We start from the raw sequence: 21,287 nt of genomic DNA, 5'->3' as shown, positions 1-21,287 counted from the left end.
CCTTTTAAACGTTAAAGTAAAGCGCTTCTCTATGATGCATCGCGATAGCAGTGGTACTTTGTTCTGGGTGAATTTGGAACGTCTCGCTTAACTCTATGCCAAACTCTTCAGGCTTGAGAAGCTCAAAAATGACTTTGGTATCTTCAAGAGCTGGGCAAGCTGGGTAACCAAACGAGTAGCGACATCCGTGGTAGCGCTTCATCTGCACGTCACGCAAACTATGCCCCTCATGCTCAGCAATGCCCAAATCTAGGCGTATTTGTTTATGCACGATCTCTGCTAATGCTTCGGCAAGCTCAACGCTCAACCCATGGACAAAAAAGTACTCTGTAAAATTTCCCGCATCGTAAAGCTCTTTTTCATAGACTGAAAATTTTGGTCCTGCGCTGACGCATGTCAACGCTAAAACATCGTGACGATCAGGATTTATAAAATCACTCAGTGACCGATACGGATTTCTGTTCTGACGCGGAAAGTCAAACACTTTGATAGCGCGCTCTTTAATGGCTTCGATGTTCTCACGATTGACCTGAGCATCACTAAAGTAGCCCTCGCTCTCATCAAACAGATAAAGATTGTTTTCATGTGAGCGCGCTGGATAGTAGCCGTAAATGATGGTTGGCTCAAAAAGCCCTAGTCTTTCGATGTCCGCTTTCACACGCTCAAAAGTCGGCCACAAAACAGTGTCGAGTTGTTTTTGTTTTTCTTCTTTGCTCTGCCCTTTTCCACTGTAACCCCAGCGCTGAGCAAAGAGTATTTTGTGGTTGATCCACGAAAATGCTAGCTCTTTCACATCGGTTTTAAGCACACGTCTACCCCAAAATGGCGGTGTCGGAAGGGCAATGTCTCGGCTAGGCATCTTAAGGCTCTCAAACGGCGGTATCTCTTTGACTTCTTTATTGGCTTTAGAAACGCTGTTTTCAACCACTTTGCGATTAAACGAGGTGTCGTAATTCTTCGCCTCAATGCGCCCCATCGCTTCAAGACCTTCAAAAGCATCTTTACAATAATAAATCGGACCATCGTAAATCGGACGGCAAAAGTCCTCCACAAAGTTGTCGGTCAACGCTGCACCGCCTAAAACGACAGGGATTTTTATGCCCATTTTCTGCATCGCTTCGAGGTTTTCTTTCATCACATTGGTTGACTTCACTAAAAGTCCGCTCATGCCTATGGCATCGGCATTGTGCTCTTTGAGTGCTTCTAAAAATTGCTCCAAATCAGCCTTAATACCAATGTTAATAACCTTAAAGCCATTGTTACTTAAGATGATGTCAACCAAGTTTTTACCCACATCATGCACATCGCCTTTGACGGTTCCGATGATAAGCGTTGTGGTGGTACTCTTCTCGGTTTTTGGCAAGTAAGGCTGTAAAAAATCCACGGCGGCTTTCATCACTTCGGCTGATTGAAGTACGAAAGGCAACTGCATCTTTCCACTTCCAAAAAGCTCACCCACCACTTTCATCGCATCTATCAAGATTTCATTCACAATGAGTTCAGCGGCTATCTCATCTTTTGCGGTTGGTAAAAGGGTGAGCATACGCCCCTTGTCGCCATCGATTAAGAGCGTGGAAATTTTTTCTTTGGTACTCATCGCCTCATAGGCGGCATCACTCTCATCTTTGTTTTCAACAACCCCTTCAAAATAATCGATAAATTTAAAGAGCGGATCCCCCTCTTCTCTTCTGTTAAAGAGTAAGTCTTCACAGACTTTTTTATCTTCATCGCTAATTTTATGCATCGGAAGTGTGTTTTTAACATTGACAATTGCCATGCTAAGCCCTGCTTCAACACAATAGTGCAAGAAGACCGAGTTTAGGTACTCTCTGGCGTGTTTTGCTAAACCAAAGGAGATGTTAGAAACACCCAAAACAAAGCCTACTTCGGGGTGCATCGCGTGAAACTCACGAATCGCTTCGATGGTCTCGATTGCCGCAGTATGGTATTCAGGATCACCACTGCCCACAGTAAAGGTTAAGAGGTCAAAAACCAAATCACCCGCATGGATGCCATGTTTTTCAGTCGCAAGTTGGAAAATACGCTCCGCAACCGCCACTTTTTGCTCTTTGCTCTTTGCCATGCCCACTTCATCGATGGTCAAACAAACCAATGCCGCACCAAAACGCTTGGCTAAAGAACAGACTTTGTCGAACTTTTCGATGCCATCTTCAAGGTTGACTGAGTTGATGATGGGCTTTCCGCCGATAAGTTTGAGTGAAACTTCAAGAGCGGGCACTTGCGTGGTGTCGGGCATAAGTGGCAGTGCTATCTTTTGCACATAGCGACCCATCACTTCTTTGGTGTCTTTGTGCTCATCGCGTCCTGCAAAACCGACACTGACGTCGATGCCATGCGCTCCGCTTCGCACTTGCTGTTGCGCAACGCTTAGTGTGCCATCATAATCTTCAGCGAGTAAAAGTTCACGAAACGCTTTAGAACCTGTCGCATTGCTTCGCTCACCAATGAGAAACGGTGCTGGGTCTTGTTTGAGCGCTCTGGTTTCAAACAAAGAGGCAATGCTTCTTGGCATACTTCCAACAGGTGCGAGAGGTTTTTTACCCTCAACGCGTTTGGTAAGCTCTAAAATATGCTGAGGCGTTGTACCACAACATCCTCCCAGTATGGCAACCCCTGCAATTTCTGTAAATTTCTCTTGAAGTTCGGCAAATTCACGCGGTCCCATTGGGTAAAAGGTATATCCCCCACGGTTTTGAGGAAGTCCTGCATTGGCGTGTACACTGATAGGTTTCCCCCAAACGGAGCTAAGCGTTTTAACGTGCTTTTCAACCTGTTCAGGACCCGTTCCACAGTTAAAACCAAGGCTTAGGATGTCAAAAGGCTCTAAGATAGCCGCAATCGTTGTAGCATCGGTTCCAATGAGCATCGTACCACTGAGCTCAATGGTGACAGAAACCATGATAGGCAGTTTTGTGTTCAATGTTTCTTGTGCATCAGAAATGGCATGCAGTGCCGCTTTGATTTGAAGGGGATCTTGCGCTGTCTCAATAAGGAAAAGATCTGCTCCACCATCGATAACACCACGCGCGGCAATCTTATAGCCCTCATACATCTCATCGTAGCCAATATGCCCTAAAGAAGGCAGTTTCGTTCCCGGCCCAAACGCAGCAGCGGTGAAACGAGGTTTTTCTGGCGTTGCAAAAGCAGCACACGCTTCTTTGACGATGCTTGCACCCGCTTTGGCGAGTTCATACGTTCGCTCACCTATGCCGTAATCTTCTAAAACCCATGGCAATGCCCCAAACGTGTTGGTTTTGATGATGTCTGCACCTGCGAGTAAGTAACCACGATGAATTTTTGAAATTTCCTCGTGTGCCGTAGCATTAAGCAGTTCATTACAACCTTCTTTGCCTTCCCATTGTTCGGGTGTTAGGCTGAGTGCTTGTATCTGTGTGCCCATCGCACCGTCGATGACTAAAACTTTTTCTTTGATGAGTTCTTGAAGTGTTGCCAAGTGGTGTTCCTAGTATGTTATAACATGCTAGACTTCTTTTATAACCCTTGGAATATAAAGAGTGTGAACAGAGTGCGTTAATTTTTAAAACTCAAAATTGAGTCATAGCCAAAGCTATGGCGATGTTTTTAGTTTTAAAAAGTGATGTGCTATGTCTCACATCTCTTGTTCCAATGGGTTATGAAAGAAGTCTATTATTATGTTATCAAAACTTTGGTAAGGAGAGGCTAAAAGGTTATGAGTAGTCCAAAGAGGCAAAATGCCCCTTTGGTTTTGATGGTTAATTAAGGATTAACTGTAGATTTGTAAACGGCTTTGCCGCCTTTGATCTCTTTGATAACAGCGGAACGGGTTGCATTTCCTTTATCGTCAATGCTGATAAAGCCTGAAACACCTTCAAATTTTGACGTTTTACGGATTTCTGTGTTAATACAAACGCTGTCTTCTGGATTCGCACAACGATTCATCGCATCGACCATAATGTTATAGGCATCCGCACCTAAAGCAGTAAATGAGTTCAACTCTTTTTTGCCTGTTTTTTTCTCATACGCAGCGATAAAATCTTTTGATTTGTTGGTTGGAGGTGCGCTGTGATCAAATGCATCGGTAAACATATACCCCTCAACAGCGTCCCCACCTAAGTCGATAAACGTTTGATTGGCAACGCCATCGCCTGAAAAGAATGGTTTGTTAAAGTCGGCTTGTTTTGCTTGACGCTTAATCATCGAAGCTTCTGAATGATACAAAGGTAAGAAGACAAAGTCTGCATTGAGTGCTTTGATTTGAGAGATGACCGCTTTAAAATCTTTATCGCCAGAGCTTACACGCACTTCTTTAAGCACTTTCCCACCGTTTTGTGTGAATGCCTGCGTAAAGGCTTTTGCAAGACCTAAAGAGTACACTTGTGCTTGATCGGTCACAATGACAGCTGTTTTTAGCCCTAAATCTTTTGAAGCATAATTTGCAACCACCGTTCCTTGAAACGAGTCAATAAAACAGACACGATTGGCATAAACTTTATTTTCAGTCAGTTTGTCATTGGTTGCCGCAGGGGCAATAACAGGTATCTGCTTTTTCTCTGCAATAGAGATAATCTGAGCTGTATTGGTGCTAATCATCTCACCGATAATTCCTACAACTTTATCAGACGTAATAAGTCTTGTCGTAGCGTTAGCTGACTCTACTTTATCGCCTTTGGTATCAACCAAAACAAGTTTGATGGTATCGCCATTTTTAAGTTTTGGCTGAAGTGCATTGGCAAGCTCCACACCTTCATACGCTACTTGACCATAACCCGCAAGTGCCCCACTCATCGGCAAAATAATACCAACATTGATCTCTTTTGCTAACATACTTGTTGCCATAACAGCAGCAAGACTTAACAGTGTCATAAAAGAACGCATCTTTTCTCCTTTAAAAAATTCCTGAGAAAGTCTAACACAATGAAGATTATGATTGACTCAAAAAACTCATTTCTAGGGAAAATATTACACATTTAAAGGGATAAAAAAGAAGTGAAAGAAGAGAGTAACGTCTCTTCTTTTTGGATTAAGAGTGACTGTTCTCCGCGACATTCAGTGCTTCTGAGACATCAACAATCACATTAAGTTTTTTAATAATCTCATTCATAGCGCGACTCTCTTCTTGTGCCGCAATACTTATGCGTTCTACTTCAGACTGTGTTTTAATAATTTCATCAACCGTACGTTGCAAAGCAGGCACGATTTGATCAACCACTTTTTGAACATCCATGATGGAAAGGCGAATGTTATCCGTTGATTTATTACTTTGATCTGAGAGCTTACGTACTTCACTTGCCACAACGGCAAAGCCACGTCCATGTTCCCCAGCGCGCGCTGCTTCAATCGTTGCATTCAGTGCTAAAAGGTTGGTTTCACTGGCAATATATTTTATTGCAGTAGTAATATTACCGATTTGATCCACTGCCTCAGTCAACTCTTGTGCCATTGTATTGGTTACTTGAACATTTTGAACTTCGGCGGCAAGCTTCGTATTTACAATGACAATTGTATTGGCAGTATCTTCGATAGATTTAGAAGCATTTTGAGTTATAAGTGAAATTTCTTTGGTTTGTTCTGCCAATTTTTTAGAGATATTGCGCGCTTCTTGGAGCGCTTTATCACTATTAATCGCCGTTACAATTTGCGCTAAACCACTGACACTCTCAGCCGTAGCAGTACGAGGAGGACTTGGCATAACGGTGACATCAGGACGTAAATAGCTACTGTATTTTGTGTAAAGTGTTTTACCCGATGAAACGTATCCATCGGTACCGATAATATACGGAGATTCACCCAAGGCTTCCCTTGTTTCATTATCGCTACACTCATCAAACGGTACAACACGATAGCTTACATGATCGAGTCTGTAAAATTTCAAAAATTTCAAAAGAACATTAGCACCAGAAGTACTGTTGTTAAAAATCGCAACTTTTTCACCCGCAGGAATACGACTGACTGCCACAAAAAAATCGGTAGGTGGTACAAACTCGACAGAAATAACCTTTTCTTTGCCATATTTTTTCACCATTTCATCATAGCGATTGGCAAAACAGACAATTAAATCATACTTGGTAGGATCATAATTTTGATAGTTGCTTAAAGTAGCTTTTTGATAAACAGCGCTTTTCGAAAGTGTTGCATCTACCAATGAGACCAGCTCCTCAGTTGTTGCATCATTTGCACCAATTAACAGTAGATTAACGCTCATGTACTTCCCCTTACCCTCTATAATCTTGATAAGATCACGTAAAAACGCTTTTTTACAGCGCTAACATTCTATTTCATTCTGCATAAAGTATCGCTTTGTTTGTACATTATAAGAAAAATGTATGACAAAAAAAGGACTAAATTTAAGCAATCCCTTTTTTACAATCGGAGTATAATAAACCCATTCTTAATCAAGGAGTGCCTATGTTTGACATTCAAAACTATTATAGCTTTATTGTAGCTATTTTTGTCTTTCAACTGATCCCTGGGGCTGGAACCATTGCCATTTTAAATGCTACGGCACGTAATGGTCTGAAAGCAGGACTTGGAGCAGTTTTTGGAACACTCTTAGGTGATTTTGTGTTTATGATAGCAGCCCTTGCAGGACTTGCAGCACTTATGCAACAAAATCCTTTTCTTTTTGAACTTTTACAATACTTCGGTGCCGCCTATCTTATATGGCTTGGCATCAGTTTAGTACGCACAAAATTTTCTTCACAACAGAATCAAGAAGAACCCAAAAGATCCGCATGGGTCTATTTTAGGCAAGCTTTTTTTGTAAGTATCACAAATCCTAAAGTCATGCTCTTTTTTGTAGCGTTTTTCCCCCTTTTTTTACGTCCCGATGCAACAACTTCTACGCTGATCGCGATGATAGTACATGTAAGCCTTATAAGCCTTGTCTATCAAACCCTTTTAGTCCTTTTAGGCAATACCGTTGCACACAAACTCAAAGCTTTTCCCTTCGCTCGTAGAGTTGCTACTCGCCTAGCAGGTATAGCACTCATTGTCTTTGGTGTTAAACTTGCGATTAGCAATCATTAAAAGGTCTGTTATATGCCTGTAAAATATATTTTGCTTGCGCTCAGTGTTGTCGCCATTTGGGGAATTAATTTTGTAGTGATTCAAGTTGCACTCAAAGAAATTCCTCCACTGATGCTTACATTTTTACGTTTCTTTTTTGCCGCTTTTCCCGCGGTATTTTTTCTTAAACGCCCCAATACTTCATGGAAAATGCTTTTTTTCTATTCCTTGAGTATGTTTGTACTTGATTTTTCATTTTTATTTTCAGGAATGTATGTGGGTGTTAGCTCTGGAATCGCCTCTTTAAGTCTGCAAACACAAGTCTTTTTTACCGCCATTTTAGCGGTCATTTTTTTCAAAGAGAAGATGACCTTTGCCAAAACAGTTGGAGCGAGTGTGGCTTTTTCTGGCATCGTTTTTGTAGGGTTTCATACAGGAGGCGATGTCAATCTTTTCGGGCTTTTTTTAGTCGAGTGTGCAGCGCTTTCATGGGCAATAGGTAATCTTGTTTCTAAACGCATTGGGCATGTTGATATGCTCAGCCTTGTTGTGTGGGGAAGCTTACTTTCTCTTCCTTTTCTACTCGCTCTTTCATTTACCTTGGAGTCGCATATGTGGAATGTACAAACCTTCATCACGCTCTCATGGCTTAGCATTAGCTCTATTGCTTACTTGGTTTATCCTGTCACACTTTTTGGTTTTGCTATTTGGAGTTTCTTACTGAGCCGATACCCTGCAACCACCGTAGCGCCATTTACACTGCTTGTACCTGTTTTTGGCTTCTCTTCATCCGCTATTTTAGTGGGCGAAGCGCTTCCTGGCTGGAAACTCCTCGCCGCTTTTTTAATTGTCTCAGGATTGGTGATTAATCTTTACGGAGATCGTATCCGAAAGTAAATCTTTACTTCTCTTGAATCTTCGTCAAATTTTCTCTTCTAAGCATTGCTTTGTCATCTTCATAGGGAAGAGTCAGGGTTTGATTTAATGTCTCAACACTGAGTGTTTTATCAGTATCTAAAGGGCCCATCGTGATGTCACCACCTAGCTTGCCATACGAAAAGCAATATTTACTTTTGAAAGAGGTATTGTTTTCAGACGATAATGCTGTTATGCGTGAACATTTATCAACCCACAAAAACGCATCATTGGCATGATAGTCATGCAAGTAACCAAACAGTTTAGCTGTCTCAAAAAATTTGATTTTTACTTCAAAGAAAGGGCTGACTTCCAAATTTTCACTTAAACGTAGAAGTATTGGAAATTTATACAGTGTTGAGCCTATTTTGAGATTATTTTTGTTGCTGTTTAGTACCACATCTTGCTCTATTTTGGGGAATTCCCAAAAGCGACCAATCTCTTTCGTCCATGCACTCAAAATTTGATCAAAATTGTCAAATGTCGCTTTTAATGAGATGTCTTCTCCTAAAAGATTGCGACTGAGTCCTAACTGTGCGTTATAGCCTAAAAATGGCAATAGTGTTGCACCGATATCCAGTGTTGTCCCTACTTTTTCCACTTTTTGACCACTCGTTGCCCTTGGATCGATAATCATAAATTGATTGCGGCGCTCACCCTTCATAAGGTCATCAATCGCCATATTGTGCATAGCAAGGTGGTCTGAGCCTACAACGATAATCGTATTTTTACCATACGGAGATTCTCCAATCTGCTTAATAAACTTCGCAATGAGTTCATCCGAACAGATAACAGCATTGAGCATAGAGTTGCTTCCATCTTTATACTGTTGCGCTTTACAACTTTTTGAGACATGACCATAAGGATGGTGTGTGTCCATAGTGGAGAGAAACATCGCGAATTTTTGTTTGCTTTTAGAAGCTTTTTTAAAGTCGTTCATCGCAATGTCAAATAAGGTATCATCATACAAGCCCCATGGTGTTTGATAACTTGGGTTTTGAAGCAATGGTTTAAGCTCTTTTATTCCCTTAACATCATCGAATTGATGGGTTTTGTAGAGTTTATCGACCCCTGCAAATTCTAAAGGAGAACCGCTACGATAAATCAGTTTATAGCCTTCTTTATGAAGCATATCACTCATACACACAGCACCGGAGTAAAAGGTACTCATTTTTGACATAGAGTTACCTTGAGCAGAATGGGCATCGGTAGATGGTGTGACTAAGGGAAGACCACATATCACAGAAGTCATTCCTGCTATCGTCCAGCTCGTTCCTTGGGCTTGTTTTATCTGTGTGAAAGACGTGCTTTGTTCTCGAATAGGACGCAATGCCGTTACGAGTGAAGGAAAAATTTTCTCATCAAAATAGGTATCTTCAAAGCTTTCTGCAAAAATATAGACCAAGTTAGGGTGCTCATCACTCGTAGATGTTAAAGAGGGTTCTTGGTAATAATCACTAAAACTGTACTGAAGGCTTAGAGGGTTTTCAAAACCTAAAGCCTTAAGCGTATTGTCAAATCCAAAACGAACGGTTGGATGTAAAACCAATGAGAGCATGAGCGCTGCAACAGAGATAGCATGTTTTAGTTTATGATGGTGTTCAAAAACATCATTTTTCACTAAACGATAATAGAAAATTGAAAGCGCTAAACTCGCTATAAAAAGTCCTACGCCAGCTGCAATGATTAAATAATAATCACCAAACCCTGAACCTTCCAATCCATAGCGAAGATGAAAGATAACAGCATCGTTAATGCCTTCTCCTGTAAAATAATTGGAGACAATATAAAAAGCACTGATAATCATATAAGTAAAAATACATACAGCACCTATAAGCGCACTCTTTTGTGTACGTGTACGATTTTTAGAAGTAAATAATGCGATTAAAAAAAGTACTGCGGATAACCATAGCATGTTATTCATTGTTGTTTTGAATCCTCTTTGATTTTAGGATGGTATTATATCTTGTTGTTAAAAATTTGTAGAGAAATTTGTTATTTTTCCAAACTGATTAATTTTTAATCAGTTGAGTGGACATATTAAAATCGCACAAGTGATACAATTTCATCAGTTCAACATTTTAGGAGGATTTCATGAGAAGTAAACTACTTTCTCTCGCAACATTGTTGCCTGTATCAGCATTGTGGGCTGCGGAAGAAGCAGCTCCAGAAGCGGCAGACGTCGCAGAAAAGGTTTTAACTCTTGACGTTGGTAACACAGCGTGGGTTTTAACAGCTACTGCACTCGTTATGTTAATGACACCAGCAGGTTTGGCACTCTTTTACGGCGGCATGTCTCGCTCTAAAAACTTACTTAACACCATTGCTATGAGTGTTATGGGTTACATCGTAGCAGCCGTTGTTTGGGTAATCGCTGGTTACACCTTGGCATTTGGTACAGATATCGGTGGTGTTATCGGTTTTGATAGTCTCTTCCTAAGTGGCATTAAGGTCACAGACCTTTGGGCAACAGGTAGCATTCCTGTGCTTCTTTTTGTGGCATTCCAAATGACCTTTGCGGGCATTACGGTGGCACTTGCAAGCGGTGCAATCATCGAGAGATTGAAGTTTTCAACATGGATCGTCTTTGCGGCTATTTGGATTCTGGCGGTTTATGCTCCTATTGCTCACTGGGTATGGGGCGGTGGATTTTTATCAAAACTTGGCGTTCTTGACTTTGCGGGTGGTACAGTTGTTCACATCAATGCAGGTGTTGCAGGCTTAGTGGTAGCGCTTATGCTTGGCAAACGTGCAGATTTTGGTAAAGCAATGTTCCCTTCATCTGTAACGCTTACAGTACTAGGTGCGAGTATGTTATGGTTCGGTTGGTTTGGATTCAACGCTGGTAGTGAATTAGGAGCTGATGGTATTGCGGCGAGTGCATTCCTTGTAACCAATACAGCAGCAGCTGTTGCAGCGCTTGCTTGGATGACAATTGAGTACATCACATACAAAAAGTTTACATTGCTTGGTATCGCTTCTGGTATCGTTGCGGGTCTTGTTGCGATCACTCCAGCGGCAGGTTTTGTTGACACAGGTGCTTCACTTATCATTGGTGCGGTTGCTGGTATCATCGCATTCTACGGTGTAAATGGTCTTAAAAAAGCGCTAAAATACGATGACTCACTCGATGCATTTGGAATTCACGGTGTTGCTGGTATCTGGGGTGCACTTGCAACAGGTATTTTTGCAAACCCAGAAGTTAACGAGCTTGGTAAAGGTTTACTCTACGGTAACGCTGATCAAGTAATGATTCAAATCGAAGGTATCATTGTAACTATCGTCTATACAGCGATCGCTACAGCGATTGTCTTTAAAATTGCTTCTGTCCTAACAGGTGGTGCAAGAGTAAGCGCGGATGCAGAGTCACAAGGTTTGGATGAAGTAGAACACGGCGAAAAAGCCTTCAACTTAAGATAATAAGGATCTAAAATGAAAAAAATCGAATCAATTATCAAACCATTCAAACTTGAAGACGTAAAAGACGCTTTAGCGGAACTTGACATCACAGGTATGACCGTCAGTGAAGTAAAAGGTTATGGTAGACAACAAGGACACTCAGAGCTTTACAGAGGCGCTGAGTATGTCGTTGACTTCTTACCAAAAATTAAAATCGAAGTGGTTGTTGTTGACGAACTCGTTGACAAAGTCATTGACGTTATCGTCAAAAGTGCACGCACTGGCAAAATCGGTGACGGAAAGATTTTTGTTTCCGCTATCGAGAAAAGTGTTCGTATCAGGACCGGTGAGCTTGATAACGAAGCTGTTTAATTTAACTGTGGGCAGAATAAAAATCTGCCCACGTTTCCTCTTCTTCTAACGCTTTTTCTTCTTTCATTCGATAGGTCATTACCAAATTAAAACAAAGCTCACTGAGCATCAAAAGATCCCACATGGAGAGTATCTCTAAAAAAGGCATTCCTTCTTCGAGCTTTTCAAAATCAATCTTACACGTAAAGATATACGCATCATTAGGAGCACCCAGTTCTGGGAGATTGCGTGAATATTGAAAAGCAAAACTCATATCTGCATTTCGTCCCATACGACGAATGCGCTTTAATGTCCCATCGTAATCTTTCTCACTGAGACGGATCTCTGAATGAATATTGTGAGAGAGAACATTACGCACAAAAGAAACAATGTCAAAAAAATTCTCGTACTGGTCAGCAAAAAGTTTTTGCATAAAGATTTTAAAAGGGCTCTCAAATCGAAGACTCTCAACGGTTGCCATACAAATACCACGAAAAGCGTTGAACTCTACAAAATACTCAAAAAGTGAAATCTCCTCTTTTTTCGTTTGACGTGTATTGATGAGAAGCTCTTGAATGATCTCCGCATTGAAGTAGTAGGCTTTATCATTTTCATATTTTTTGACCACAAACAAACTACGATCATTCAAGTCTTCTGTTTTAGAAAGTTTTCCTAAAAACTCTCCCATATGTAAAAAGTAAAAATTTTGCTCCACGAGTAAAAGAGCATCATCGAGTAGAATTTCAGTATCGGTCATTTGATTTTTTCCAATTTCACTTTCATCTCTTGATACACTGCACTATTTCCCTCTTGGCTCATCAAATGGGGAGTGAGTCTATTGGCATTTTTAGCGCCACTGTAGAGCAGTAAACAATCATCGCGAAGCTTATCAGATGGCATGACTGAATACTCTGAACTTCCGTAACGATTGGTAAGTCTGACACGATCTTCTTGTTCAAAACCCAAAGAGAGAGGAACATAAAGGTAATCATCGGTGACAAACTGTGAATTAAGTGACTTGTTTTGTTTGGCAGCAATCAGAAAGAATTCTTCGTCGTCATCAAAATCATCGTCAAATTCGTCTAAAAACTCAAACTTGCCACTCTTGGTATAAAATGTCTTCTCATACGGTAAATCTTCGTATGTTTTGGAGATTAAAAATCCTTCTTTTTCAACACTATTGGATGCAATAATATTTTCTATGATATGCTCTTCACTTGCCAAAGGCTCGTACCCGAAAGTAGCCAATAACGCTTGAGAGAGCGCATACTCACTCATACCGATTTTACTCTCAACCAATTTTGGCATACGCCCTATAAAAGGATGCCCGTAGCTGAGTTTTAAATCTTCTTTTTCTAAAAAGTTTTTGGCAGGTATAACCAAATGTGCCTTTGCAGATGTCTCATTTTCATGTAACCCAAAATAAACCACACACTTTGCTTTATCAAGACCTTCTTTGACTCTTGAGGTGCAAGGCATTTGATTGAGAGGGTTTCCACCTTGAATAAACACAAGATCATATTTACCAAAATTGGCAATAGGTAAAGGCTCCGTTTTAGCTTTGACTTTAAAGGGAGCATCAAAACCAAAACCACTGTTGGAAAGATACCCTACTCCACAACCTACTTTTCCAAAGAGCCCAAGCATAGCACCTAAGGCATCAATAGCGCGTAGAACACTATGTCCAAAGCTGTACTTTTGAACACCAATGCCTACTAAAATAGAGACTTTTTTCCCTTTGATTAAACGAAGTAATTCACCCACTTCATCAAGATTGACCTGCGATTTATCAAGGAGTTTTCGCATCGGAATACCACTAATAAAGTCTAAAAAATCTTTAGCATTAAGCGTTCGTTCTTTTAAAAAAATCTGATCTTCCATCTCTTCCATAGCAACCAAACGACACAGTAAAAGAGCAAGGTAAAGATCACCGCGTGGTTTGATCTGAATATGGAGTGCCGCATGAAAGGCAAGGTCAATTTTTACAGGATCAATAACAATAAGTGTTTTACCTTTGAGGGAAGGAAGCATATGCGAATTGGTTACCGTTGGATTTCGCCCCCATAAGATGACAACTTCAGACTCTTTGACATGCAAAGGAGATAAACACAGATTTGCTCCTCTACTCTCACATACACCAGCATCACCCGCCTCATCACACAATGATCCAGAAGCAAGCGTAGCTTTATGTTGTGCAAAAAACATCTTTGGTGAGCTTTGCATAACTCCAAGATTTCCACTCCCTTTAAAATAAAGCGTTTGAGAAGGCTCATATGTTTTTAACTTCTCTTCCAAAATCTTTAAAGCATCTTCCATTGTGACACTTTGCCCCAAATAACGTGGCTCTTCAATACGTTCAAATGTATGGTAGTGGTTGAGATGGTGACAGAGATAACCTTGTGTAATGGGGTGGGATTTATTGCCTTTAAGCTTTAAATCTTTACTGACAGCAATGCTGCATCCATCAAAACAATCCAGCGGACAGGTAGTAAAACGCATCAAAACCCCCTCATAATAGAGTTTGATATATAAAAATAAAGGAAGGAGATACTTTTATAGAATATCTCCTTGAAGCAGTTAAATACTAATTTCTTTAATATCCGCAATCGATTTAAAGGCATTATAAACCGAAGCAATAAGGTTTTGACGATTAGCTCTTACACTTAAATCTTCGGTATTAACCATCACGTTGTCAAAAAAGGCATCGATTTGTGGTTTAAGTGAAAACAGTGCATCTAAATTTTCTTCAAAAGAGTTATAGGTTTTAGCTGTAGTAGCTTTAAAAGCAGCGTAAAGTTCATTTTCGTAGTTATTGTCAAAGAGTTTTTCATCGATTGGCATTTGCGCTTTGACATCCATATTTTTGATAATGTTTGCAACACGCTTAAACGTCGAGAACATCTCTTTAAAACCATCATCTTGAACGATACTGGAGAGTGCTTTGATCTTTTGTGACAGTTTCACAATTTCACGTTCACCACTGTTAATAACAGCTGTAATAATAGAAGGATTCACATCAAAGAACTGATACATTCGCTCTAAAAAGAATGTCTCTAAAATAGTAAAATCAAACGCTTTATACGATGCACTTAATGCTTTGAGGTCTTTATGAATGTCAAAAACAATGCCTTGGTCAAGAACAATTTTGACAATACCATTTACGGCACGACGAAGCGCATAAGGGTCTTTATTGCCTGTTGGAATTTTATCGATGCTGAAAAGTGCAATAAGAGAATCAAGTTTATAGGCAAGGGCTGGAATCGCACTAAAAAGTGTGCTTGGCAATGCACTCTCTTCAGAATTTGGAAGGTACTGTTCTTTCAACGCTAATGCAAAAAGTTCATCTTCGCCAGCAGCATTTGCGTAGTAGTAACCCATCAAACCTTGAAGCTCCGTAAATTCATAAACCATCTCACTTAAAAGATCACTTTTACTGTACATGACTGATTTGTCCATGAGTGCTTGTAAACTTGAAGCATTAAGGCGACTGTTTTGAGCAAGGAGTGTTGGTTGGTATTTGCTGGTTAAATACGTCGCAATCTCTTTTTCACGAAGCTCTTTATCCAGTAACGAACCGAGTCCATCAAGATACGTGATGTCTTTTAGTTTTTCATAGCTAAGTCCATGTTTAAGGTCATTGTCTAGGAAGAAAAGTGCATCGCTTAAACGTGCACGGAGTACTTTCTCATTTCCTCTTACAATCAAATCATAATCATCGCTAATTGCATTCGAAACCACAATAAAACGATTGGTCAGTTTACCCTCTTTAAAAACAGGGAAGTAACGTTGGTTCTCTTTCATGGAAGTGATGATAACTTCAGGAGGTAAACGCAAAAATCGCTCTTCAAAACTACCAATAAGTGCTTTTGGATACTCAGTTATGGCAACAACTTCCGCTAAAAGGTCTGCATCAATTTCGATGTGAATACCCTCTTTTTGCTCAATCGCTTTAAAATCATTTAAAATAATCTCTTGACGTTTGCTTGGGTACAACACAACGCCACGCTCAGCCAATCTATCAAAATAATCACCTGCAAACATATAGGCAAATGGCTCATACGAAATGGTTCTGTGCGGGTATGAAAAAGGTGTGGATTCGATGCCAAAAAGAGAGAAAGGAACATGCTCATCGCCCAACATACAGCCAAACCAACGAATAGGACGAATAAAGCTCTCTTCTAAAAAGCCCCAACGCATGGACTTTCCAAAATTAAGACCCTTGATAAAACTTTCGATCATCTCTTTAAGGAGCAATTTTGACTCAGAACCCGCAATGGTTTTTTTATAGTAAAGTACTTCTTTACCATCTTTTAGAGTTTGTGAAACTTGAGAAAAATCAACACCACATTTTTTTGCAAAACCAAGTGCCGCAGGCGTTGGTTCTCCATCTTTGAGTGCAACACTTAAAGGTGCGCCAAAAAATTCCTCTTCACGCTCTGCTTGTGCAATGGGGAATGCTTTATGCCAAAGAACTAAACGACGTGGTGTATAGTAAAATTCAAACTCACACGCGAGGGCATTTTTCTCTAAAATATCAAGCCATAATGTTTCAATATTGGGAAGTTCTTTCAAAAAAGGGATCGCAGGAAGTTCTTCGACGCCTATTTCTATCAAAAGGGGTTTGATCATTGATTGACCTTTACATGTAAATAATTTAGCTCTATTTTAGCTAAACAGAGGTTAAATCGTGCTTTTACATGCAAAGGATTTTTGCGGTACTAACGGCTACTTTTACAGTGTCCAAACAACTTGGTGAAAAACCAAATAGAAGGACAAAAATCGGTAATTGCCCAAATGAGAGTCATAGCGATGACAAAGCCTAGTAAAATTGTGCCATACACAGAACCTGACGTCATCAAACAACATGCAATAAATAAAACAACTGCCATCAGCAAACGTTGAAGTTTTTCAGCACAGATCATTTTGAGTCCTTTGTTATGATTAATATAATTGTTAACTATAAAAGTAAAGGGCTTAAAATGATGTTATATTTGAGACTTAATCATTGACCGTATGGAAAAGTGCAGTTATCGGAAAATGATCGGAATAGCCATCACCTTGATGTACACCTCTGCCTCTATCGCTGATTTGCCAGCGCTTAGGATCACTCTTGTCATCAAGCATATAAGGACGTGTGAAGACGGTTAGGGACGAAGGGTTATACTCTATGCCTTTGCCATCACTCAGTGTTTTAGGGATAATAATGTGGTCTAGCGCCGCCTTTTGTTTTCCATAACTATGAGAATAGCGCTTATCTTGAGGCAAGTCATACCAAAGGTTATACAATGAAGCACTTTTGTCTCCCGCTTTTAGGATCGTGACTAAGGCTAACCCCCAGTCTTTTTGAACCTGATAGGGAGAGTTAAAATCTCCTAAAAGTATATATTCTTTACCCTCTTCTTTTAAAAGTATATTATGCAGTGTTGTAGCATACATCAACCGCTCTTCTTCTTTTTCTTTTTGAGCAGGCCAATGGTTGATATAGACATCCAAGCTCTGATTCTTAATTTTTAGCGTAATGCGATGAATCCCTCGCGGTTGATCTTTAATGGCAATCGTTGATGCCTTGTCTATCGGGAAACGAGAAAGAAGCGCTGTTTCAATCGTCACACGTTCTTTTTTATTGGGATAAAACAGATACGGATACGCTTTATTGCCCAATGCTACGTTGAGTTGTTTAAGAACAGCTTTGTTCTCCACTTCTTCTAAAGCGATAACATCGGCATCTATATCAGCAATGACACGGGCAATATGTGCAATTTTTATTTGCAACATTGCTTCATTCCAACCGTGTTTATTATTGGGCACATACTCTTCGTACTCTCCGCCCTCTTTTTGGACATCAAAAAGATTCTCGACATTATAAGTTGCCACTTTAAACTCTAATGCACTCAGAAGAAGAGGAATAAAAAGCAGAACCCAACGAATCAATTCTCACTTCCTAACATTGGCTCAAATTCGCCTGATTCGGTATTGAAGTACTCAAGTTCTCCTGTTTCTAAGTGATAGTACCATGACCTTATAAAAAGATCTCCCGCATGAACACGACGCTCCACATCAGGATAGGTTAAAAGATTTTTAGATTGAAATAGCAGTGAAATTTTCTCGGTCAACTCCAACCTTTCAGGCTGCGTTACATCTTGACTAATCAACTTTTGAGTGACATAGTTTTTAGCATCCATACCCAGTTCTAGCCACTTCTTAACATGCACCAAGTTAATGTCAGTGATTTTTGTGTACATAGTCTCAATAGCACCACAGTGTGAATGCCCACAGATGATGATGTCCGTTACGCCCAAAACCGAAACAGCATACTCAATACCCGCCGCTGTTGCATGAAAGTCATTGTCTGGGGCGAAAGGAGGAACAAAGTTACCAATGTTTCGCAGTACAAAAAGCTCTCCTGGGGCAGAATTGGTGATCAACGAAGGGTCAACCCTTGAATCACTACAGGCGATAAATAAAACCTTTGGATGTTGACCATTTTTGACAAGATCCAAAAATTTGTTTTCATATTTTTTAAATTTGGTATCTTTAAACTTTTCGTATCCGCTGATAAGCTCGGCTATCTTCATCATCCAGCACCCTTTTGAATTTTAGATGGGTAATTATAGTGAATCTGCATGAAAAAGAAATTACAAGCACAAAGTAACTATAATTATGGCTATATTTTATTTGAACAAGAGGGAAAAAATGGAATTTAAAAATGTTACGGCCAAGAAAAAAGCAAACGTTTACTTTGATGGCAAAGTGGTCAGCTACACGCTTACATTTGAAGATGGATCAACTAAAACACTCGGCTTTATGCAAGTAGGAGACTACACCTTTAACACAGGGAAAGCCGAAATTATGGAGTTTTTTAGTGGAGAACTGACTGTTGAGCTTCCTAACCAAAAAGAGCCTTTAGTCATTCATGGTTCTGCCACATTTGAAGTACCTGCTAATTCAAGCTTTACCTTACATGTTACATCGATGGCAGACTACTGTTGTTCTTTTGTACAATAATTTCAGGATTTTGCAATAACGCTTCAATATCGGTGATGTTCAAGGGCTTGCTAAAGTAGTACCCTTGAGCTTCATCGCATCCATTCTCTTTTAAAAAGTCCAACTGCTCTTTGGTTTCAACACCCTCAGCAATCGTTTTGAACCCTAAACTTTTTCCCAAGGCAATGATCGTCTTAACAATTTCACGATCCTCAGGATCAATATTGATGTCACGAATAAAGCTTTGATCGATTTTAAGTTTATAAACTTTAAACCGTTTCAAATAACTCAAAGATGAGTACCCCGTACCAAAGTCATCAATAGAAAGGCGTATCCCTTTTTGAGAAAGTTCATTCATCGTCTCTATAGCATGAATAGGGTTTTGAGCAGTAACACTCTCAGTCAGTTCAATCTCCAAATACTCCGCTGGAAGTTGAACGTCATCAAGAATGGTACTGATAAGATGAGAGAGATGCGCATCATGAAACTGAACGGCTGAAAGATTAACAGCCATACGCATCGTAGGAAAACCTCTCTCTATCCACTGCTTCATGCATGTAACAGCTGTACGCATCACCCATTCGCCAATCAATAGTATCTGCCCACTCTCTTCTGCAATCGGTATAAATTCTATAGGAGAGATCATTCCAAGTTCGGGATGGTGCCAACGGAGTAATGCTTCAACGCCTATAATTTTGCCATCACTGAGTGAAATTTGCGGTTGATAATGAAGGCTTAACTCTCCCCTAGAATGCGCATATCGCAGTGCATTTTCAAGGCTTAAAATGCGCGCTGATCTACTTTGAATCTCTGAAGTAAAAAAGCGATAATTATTTCGTCCATTTTGCTTTGCTAAATACATAGCAGCATCCGCACATCTAAACAGGGTATCAATATCTTGTCCATCATTTGGGTAAAGCGCTATACCAATAGATGCCGTAACAATAAGCTCATTATCAAGTAGTTGGATGGGCTGTTCAATGGCTTGGAGAAATTTTTTCGCCATATGTGCGGCATCATCAACACTGACAGCCGGTAAAATAACAATAAATTCATCGCCACCTTGGCGTGAAAGTGTATCTACTTGGCGAAGCAACGGTTTAAGGCGCTTAGAAACTTTCACTAACAGTTCATCACCAATCGCATGCCCTAAAGTATCGTTGATATTTTTAAAGTGGTCAAAATCAATAAAAAGTACTGCCAACTGTTCATTTTGACGTTGAACAATACTAAGATCATGCTCAACGCGAAGATGGAGCTGAAGTTTGTTCGGTAATCCCGTAAGTGCATCAAAATACTCTAATTTTTGAATTTTTGCTTCATTTTCTCTGCGCATTGTAATATCACGAGCAATACCAAGAACACCTAAAATATCACCATTGTGATTATGTACAGGTGTTTTAATAGTCTCAAAAAGTCCATAGTAACCATCTTCTTTAAAAAGAAGTTCTTCTTCATTGCTGACAGGATTTTGTGCTTCCATTGCTTTGATATCATGGGATCTGAAAAAATCTGCAAGTTGTTTTTCTACAAAATCATAATCGCTCTTACCGACAATCTCTTGCTCTTTTGCTCCAAAGAATCGCTCAAACGATTTATTGCAAAAAAGATAAATCCCATGAGGATCTTTGAGCCAAATAAGATCGGGGATAGCATCTAAAAGTACTTCAAACTGGCGTTCTAACAGTTTTTTTTCTCCTGTTGTTTGAATGACTTTTGATTCAAGTGCAACTTTGGTAAATTTTAGTGCGATGAACAGCTTAGACATGTAGGCTAGCATCAAAGCAAACACCAAAGCAATCAATTCAAACAGCATAAAAACCATGGGACTTCCCCAACCTTTTGTAGGAGAAAGCGTAATCGTCCATGTTCCATTAGGTATTTCAAATGCATATTCGATAGGATCACTGAGTTGCACATGAGAAGATTGCAAAATAACATGCTTCTCTTTTGTATCGGGATGAATGCGCCACACTTGATAGGAAAATCCACTCTCTTCAAGTTGTGCAAGTTTCACATTATCAAAAACTTCAGCAATTCGAATAACAGCAATCGCAAATCCAAAAAAGCTCTCTTTATTGGCTCTGTCTTCAAAAATAGGCAAACGTCCAACCAAGCCAATACCTCCTTGAACAAGCTCCAAAGGACCCGCAAGGGTGAGTTTACCACTATCACGCGCTAAAAAAGACTCTTTATTTTGAGTTTTCAACTCAAACAGATTGAGTCCGAGTGCTTTTTCATTCCCACTTTGAGGCGCTACTTGCGTAATGATACCCTGAGGTGCAATGGCTAGTTCAATAACGCCAGGATAAGAAGGCAAAATATCCTCTGCAATCTCTTCAAAATCACGGATAAATCCACCATCATTTTGCGTAAGAAGTGCTTGAATTGTATAGGTAGAAGAAAGTGCTCGATCAAGATTAAATTTAATGTCATAACTATAATTAACCGCAGTCGTATAGACCTTTGCACGCTCTTTTTCAGATTCTAAAGCATGAAGATTGTAAACAATAGAAGAAAGCAGGGAAAAAGAGAGCATAAAAACAATAACTAAAACAATTTTTGGATTGCGTAATGACACTAAAGCTAATTTATTCACACGCACTCCTTTTCTTAAGATATTCTATTGT

The 21,287-nt window shown here is 39.9% G+C and carries 16 protein-coding genes; 5 read left to right on the top strand and 11 right to left on the bottom strand.

Features of this window, described 5'->3' with window-relative positions:
• Positions 1–4: 4 nt before the first annotated feature.
• From metH to V7Q04_RS11655, 3 genes are all read right to left on the bottom strand, one after another.
• Positions 5–3,475, bottom strand: coding sequence for a methionine synthase (gene metH, locus V7Q04_RS11665; RefSeq protein ID WP_333805303.1), 3,471 nt, complete (start codon positions 3,473–3,475; stop codon positions 5–7).
• 284 nt (positions 3,476–3,759) lie between these two features.
• Positions 3,760–4,878, bottom strand: coding sequence for an ABC transporter substrate-binding protein (locus tag V7Q04_RS11660; RefSeq protein WP_333805302.1), 1,119 nt, complete (start codon positions 4,876–4,878; stop codon positions 3,760–3,762).
• A 145-nt stretch (positions 4,879–5,023) separates the two neighbouring features.
• Positions 5,024–6,205, bottom strand: coding sequence for a methyl-accepting chemotaxis protein (locus tag V7Q04_RS11655; RefSeq protein ID WP_333805301.1), 1,182 nt, complete (start codon positions 6,203–6,205; stop codon positions 5,024–5,026).
• A gap of 203 nt (positions 6,206–6,408) precedes the next feature.
• On the opposite strand from V7Q04_RS11655, the gene V7Q04_RS11650 reads away from it, so the two are divergent.
• Both V7Q04_RS11650 and V7Q04_RS11645 read left to right on the top strand, forming a co-directional pair.
• Complete coding sequence (locus V7Q04_RS11650) at positions 6,409–7,029, top strand: LysE family translocator (protein WP_333805300.1); 621 nt, start codon at positions 6,409–6,411, stop codon at positions 7,027–7,029.
• Between the two features lie 12 nt (positions 7,030–7,041).
• A complete protein-coding gene (locus V7Q04_RS11645; protein WP_333805299.1) occupies positions 7,042–7,905 on the top strand; it encodes an EamA family transporter in 864 nt (287 codons plus the stop codon).
• 4 nt (positions 7,906–7,909) lie between these two features.
• On the opposite strand, the gene V7Q04_RS11640 is transcribed toward V7Q04_RS11645, so the two are convergent.
• Complete coding sequence (locus V7Q04_RS11640) at positions 7,910–9,838, bottom strand: sulfatase-like hydrolase/transferase (protein WP_333805298.1); 1,929 nt, start codon at positions 9,836–9,838, stop codon at positions 7,910–7,912.
• Between the two features lie 179 nt (positions 9,839–10,017).
• Between V7Q04_RS11640 and V7Q04_RS11635 the strand changes: the two genes are divergently transcribed.
• Both V7Q04_RS11635 and V7Q04_RS11630 read left to right on the top strand, forming a co-directional pair.
• Positions 10,018–11,343, top strand: a complete 1,326-nt coding sequence (locus tag V7Q04_RS11635; protein WP_333805297.1) for an ammonium transporter — start codon at positions 10,018–10,020, stop codon at positions 11,341–11,343.
• Positions 11,344–11,355: 12 nt separating this feature from the next.
• Complete coding sequence (locus tag V7Q04_RS11630) at positions 11,356–11,694, top strand: P-II family nitrogen regulator (RefSeq protein WP_041958039.1); 339 nt, start codon at positions 11,356–11,358, stop codon at positions 11,692–11,694.
• Between the two features lies 1 nt (position 11,695).
• Here the strand turns inward: V7Q04_RS11630 and V7Q04_RS11625 are convergent, their stop codons facing one another.
• The 6 genes from V7Q04_RS11625 to V7Q04_RS11600 all read right to left on the bottom strand — a co-directional run bounded on the left by V7Q04_RS11625 (position 11,696) and on the right by V7Q04_RS11600 (position 18,248).
• On the bottom strand, positions 11,696–12,430 hold the full coding sequence (locus tag V7Q04_RS11625; RefSeq protein ID WP_333805296.1) for a hypothetical protein: 735 nt from the start codon (positions 12,428–12,430) through the stop codon (positions 11,696–11,698).
• Entirely contained in the window at positions 12,427–14,172 is a 1,746-nt protein-coding gene (locus V7Q04_RS11620; protein ID WP_333805295.1) for a molybdopterin-dependent oxidoreductase, read from the bottom strand. Before V7Q04_RS11620 ends, V7Q04_RS11625 begins: the two co-directional genes overlap by 4 nt.
• Before the next feature lie 78 nt (positions 14,173–14,250).
• Positions 14,251–16,302: a glycine--tRNA ligase subunit beta gene (gene glyS, locus V7Q04_RS11615; protein WP_333805294.1), complete on the bottom strand. Its 2,052-nt coding sequence runs from the start codon at positions 16,300–16,302 to the stop codon at positions 14,251–14,253.
• Between the two features lie 89 nt (positions 16,303–16,391).
• Positions 16,392–16,595, bottom strand: coding sequence for a phosphoribosylaminoimidazole synthetase (locus tag V7Q04_RS11610; RefSeq protein WP_333805293.1), 204 nt, complete (start codon positions 16,593–16,595; stop codon positions 16,392–16,394).
• Positions 16,596–16,671: 76 nt separating this feature from the next.
• Positions 16,672–17,604 (bottom strand): endonuclease/exonuclease/phosphatase family protein, encoded by a 933-nt coding sequence (locus V7Q04_RS11605; protein ID WP_333805291.1) that lies wholly within the window; start codon positions 17,602–17,604, stop codon positions 16,672–16,674.
• Complete coding sequence (locus tag V7Q04_RS11600) at positions 17,601–18,248, bottom strand: carbonic anhydrase (RefSeq protein WP_333805372.1); 648 nt, start codon at positions 18,246–18,248, stop codon at positions 17,601–17,603. The genes V7Q04_RS11605 and V7Q04_RS11600 overlap by 4 nt, the downstream gene beginning before the upstream one ends.
• Positions 18,249–18,366: 118 nt before the next feature.
• Between V7Q04_RS11600 and ppnP the strand changes: the two genes are divergently transcribed.
• Complete coding sequence (gene ppnP / locus V7Q04_RS11595; RefSeq protein ID WP_333805289.1) at positions 18,367–18,678, top strand: pyrimidine/purine nucleoside phosphorylase; 312 nt, start codon at positions 18,367–18,369, stop codon at positions 18,676–18,678.
• Here ppnP and V7Q04_RS11590 read toward each other — a convergent pair.
• Positions 18,638–21,256: a bifunctional diguanylate cyclase/phosphodiesterase gene (locus tag V7Q04_RS11590; protein ID WP_333805288.1), complete on the bottom strand. Its 2,619-nt coding sequence runs from the start codon at positions 21,254–21,256 to the stop codon at positions 18,638–18,640. The two genes, ppnP and V7Q04_RS11590, sit on opposite strands and share 41 nt — an antisense overlap.
• Positions 21,257–21,287: the final 31 nt, after the last annotated feature.

The organism is Sulfurospirillum sp. (assembly GCF_036802865.1).
Classification (GTDB): Bacteria; Campylobacterota; Campylobacteria; order Campylobacterales; family Sulfurospirillaceae; genus Sulfurospirillum.
This window is presented reverse-complemented; position numbering and strand designations above follow the sequence as displayed.

Excerpts from the sequence above, each read along its gene's own strand:
- V7Q04_RS11660 (WP_333805302.1), bottom strand. The coding sequence starts at position 4,878 with ATGCGTTCTTTTATGACACTGTTAAGTCTTGCTGCTGTTATGGCAACA.
- V7Q04_RS11655 (WP_333805301.1), bottom strand. The coding sequence starts at position 6,205 with ATGAGCGTTAATCTACTGTTAATTGGTGCAAATGATGCAACAACTGAG.
- V7Q04_RS11650 (WP_333805300.1), top strand. The coding sequence starts at position 6,409 with ATGTTTGACATTCAAAACTATTATAGCTTTATTGTAGCTATTTTTGTC.
- V7Q04_RS11645 (WP_333805299.1), top strand. The coding sequence starts at position 7,042 with ATGCCTGTAAAATATATTTTGCTTGCGCTCAGTGTTGTCGCCATTTGG.
- V7Q04_RS11640 (WP_333805298.1), bottom strand. The coding sequence starts at position 9,838 with ATGCTATGGTTATCCGCAGTACTTTTTTTAATCGCATTATTTACTTCT.
- V7Q04_RS11635 (WP_333805297.1), top strand. The coding sequence starts at position 10,018 with ATGAGAAGTAAACTACTTTCTCTCGCAACATTGTTGCCTGTATCAGCA.
- V7Q04_RS11630 (WP_041958039.1), top strand. The coding sequence starts at position 11,356 with ATGAAAAAAATCGAATCAATTATCAAACCATTCAAACTTGAAGACGTA.
- V7Q04_RS11625 (WP_333805296.1), bottom strand. The coding sequence starts at position 12,430 with ATGACCGATACTGAAATTCTACTCGATGATGCTCTTTTACTCGTGGAG.
- V7Q04_RS11620 (WP_333805295.1), bottom strand. The coding sequence starts at position 14,172 with ATGCGTTTTACTACCTGTCCGCTGGATTGTTTTGATGGATGCAGCATT.
- glyS (WP_333805294.1), bottom strand. The coding sequence starts at position 16,302 with ATGATCAAACCCCTTTTGATAGAAATAGGCGTCGAAGAACTTCCTGCG.
- V7Q04_RS11610 (WP_333805293.1), bottom strand. The coding sequence starts at position 16,595 with ATGATCTGTGCTGAAAAACTTCAACGTTTGCTGATGGCAGTTGTTTTA.
- V7Q04_RS11600 (WP_333805372.1), bottom strand. The coding sequence starts at position 18,248 with ATGAAGATAGCCGAGCTTATCAGCGGATACGAAAAGTTTAAAGATACC.
- ppnP (WP_333805289.1), top strand. The coding sequence starts at position 18,367 with ATGGAATTTAAAAATGTTACGGCCAAGAAAAAAGCAAACGTTTACTTT.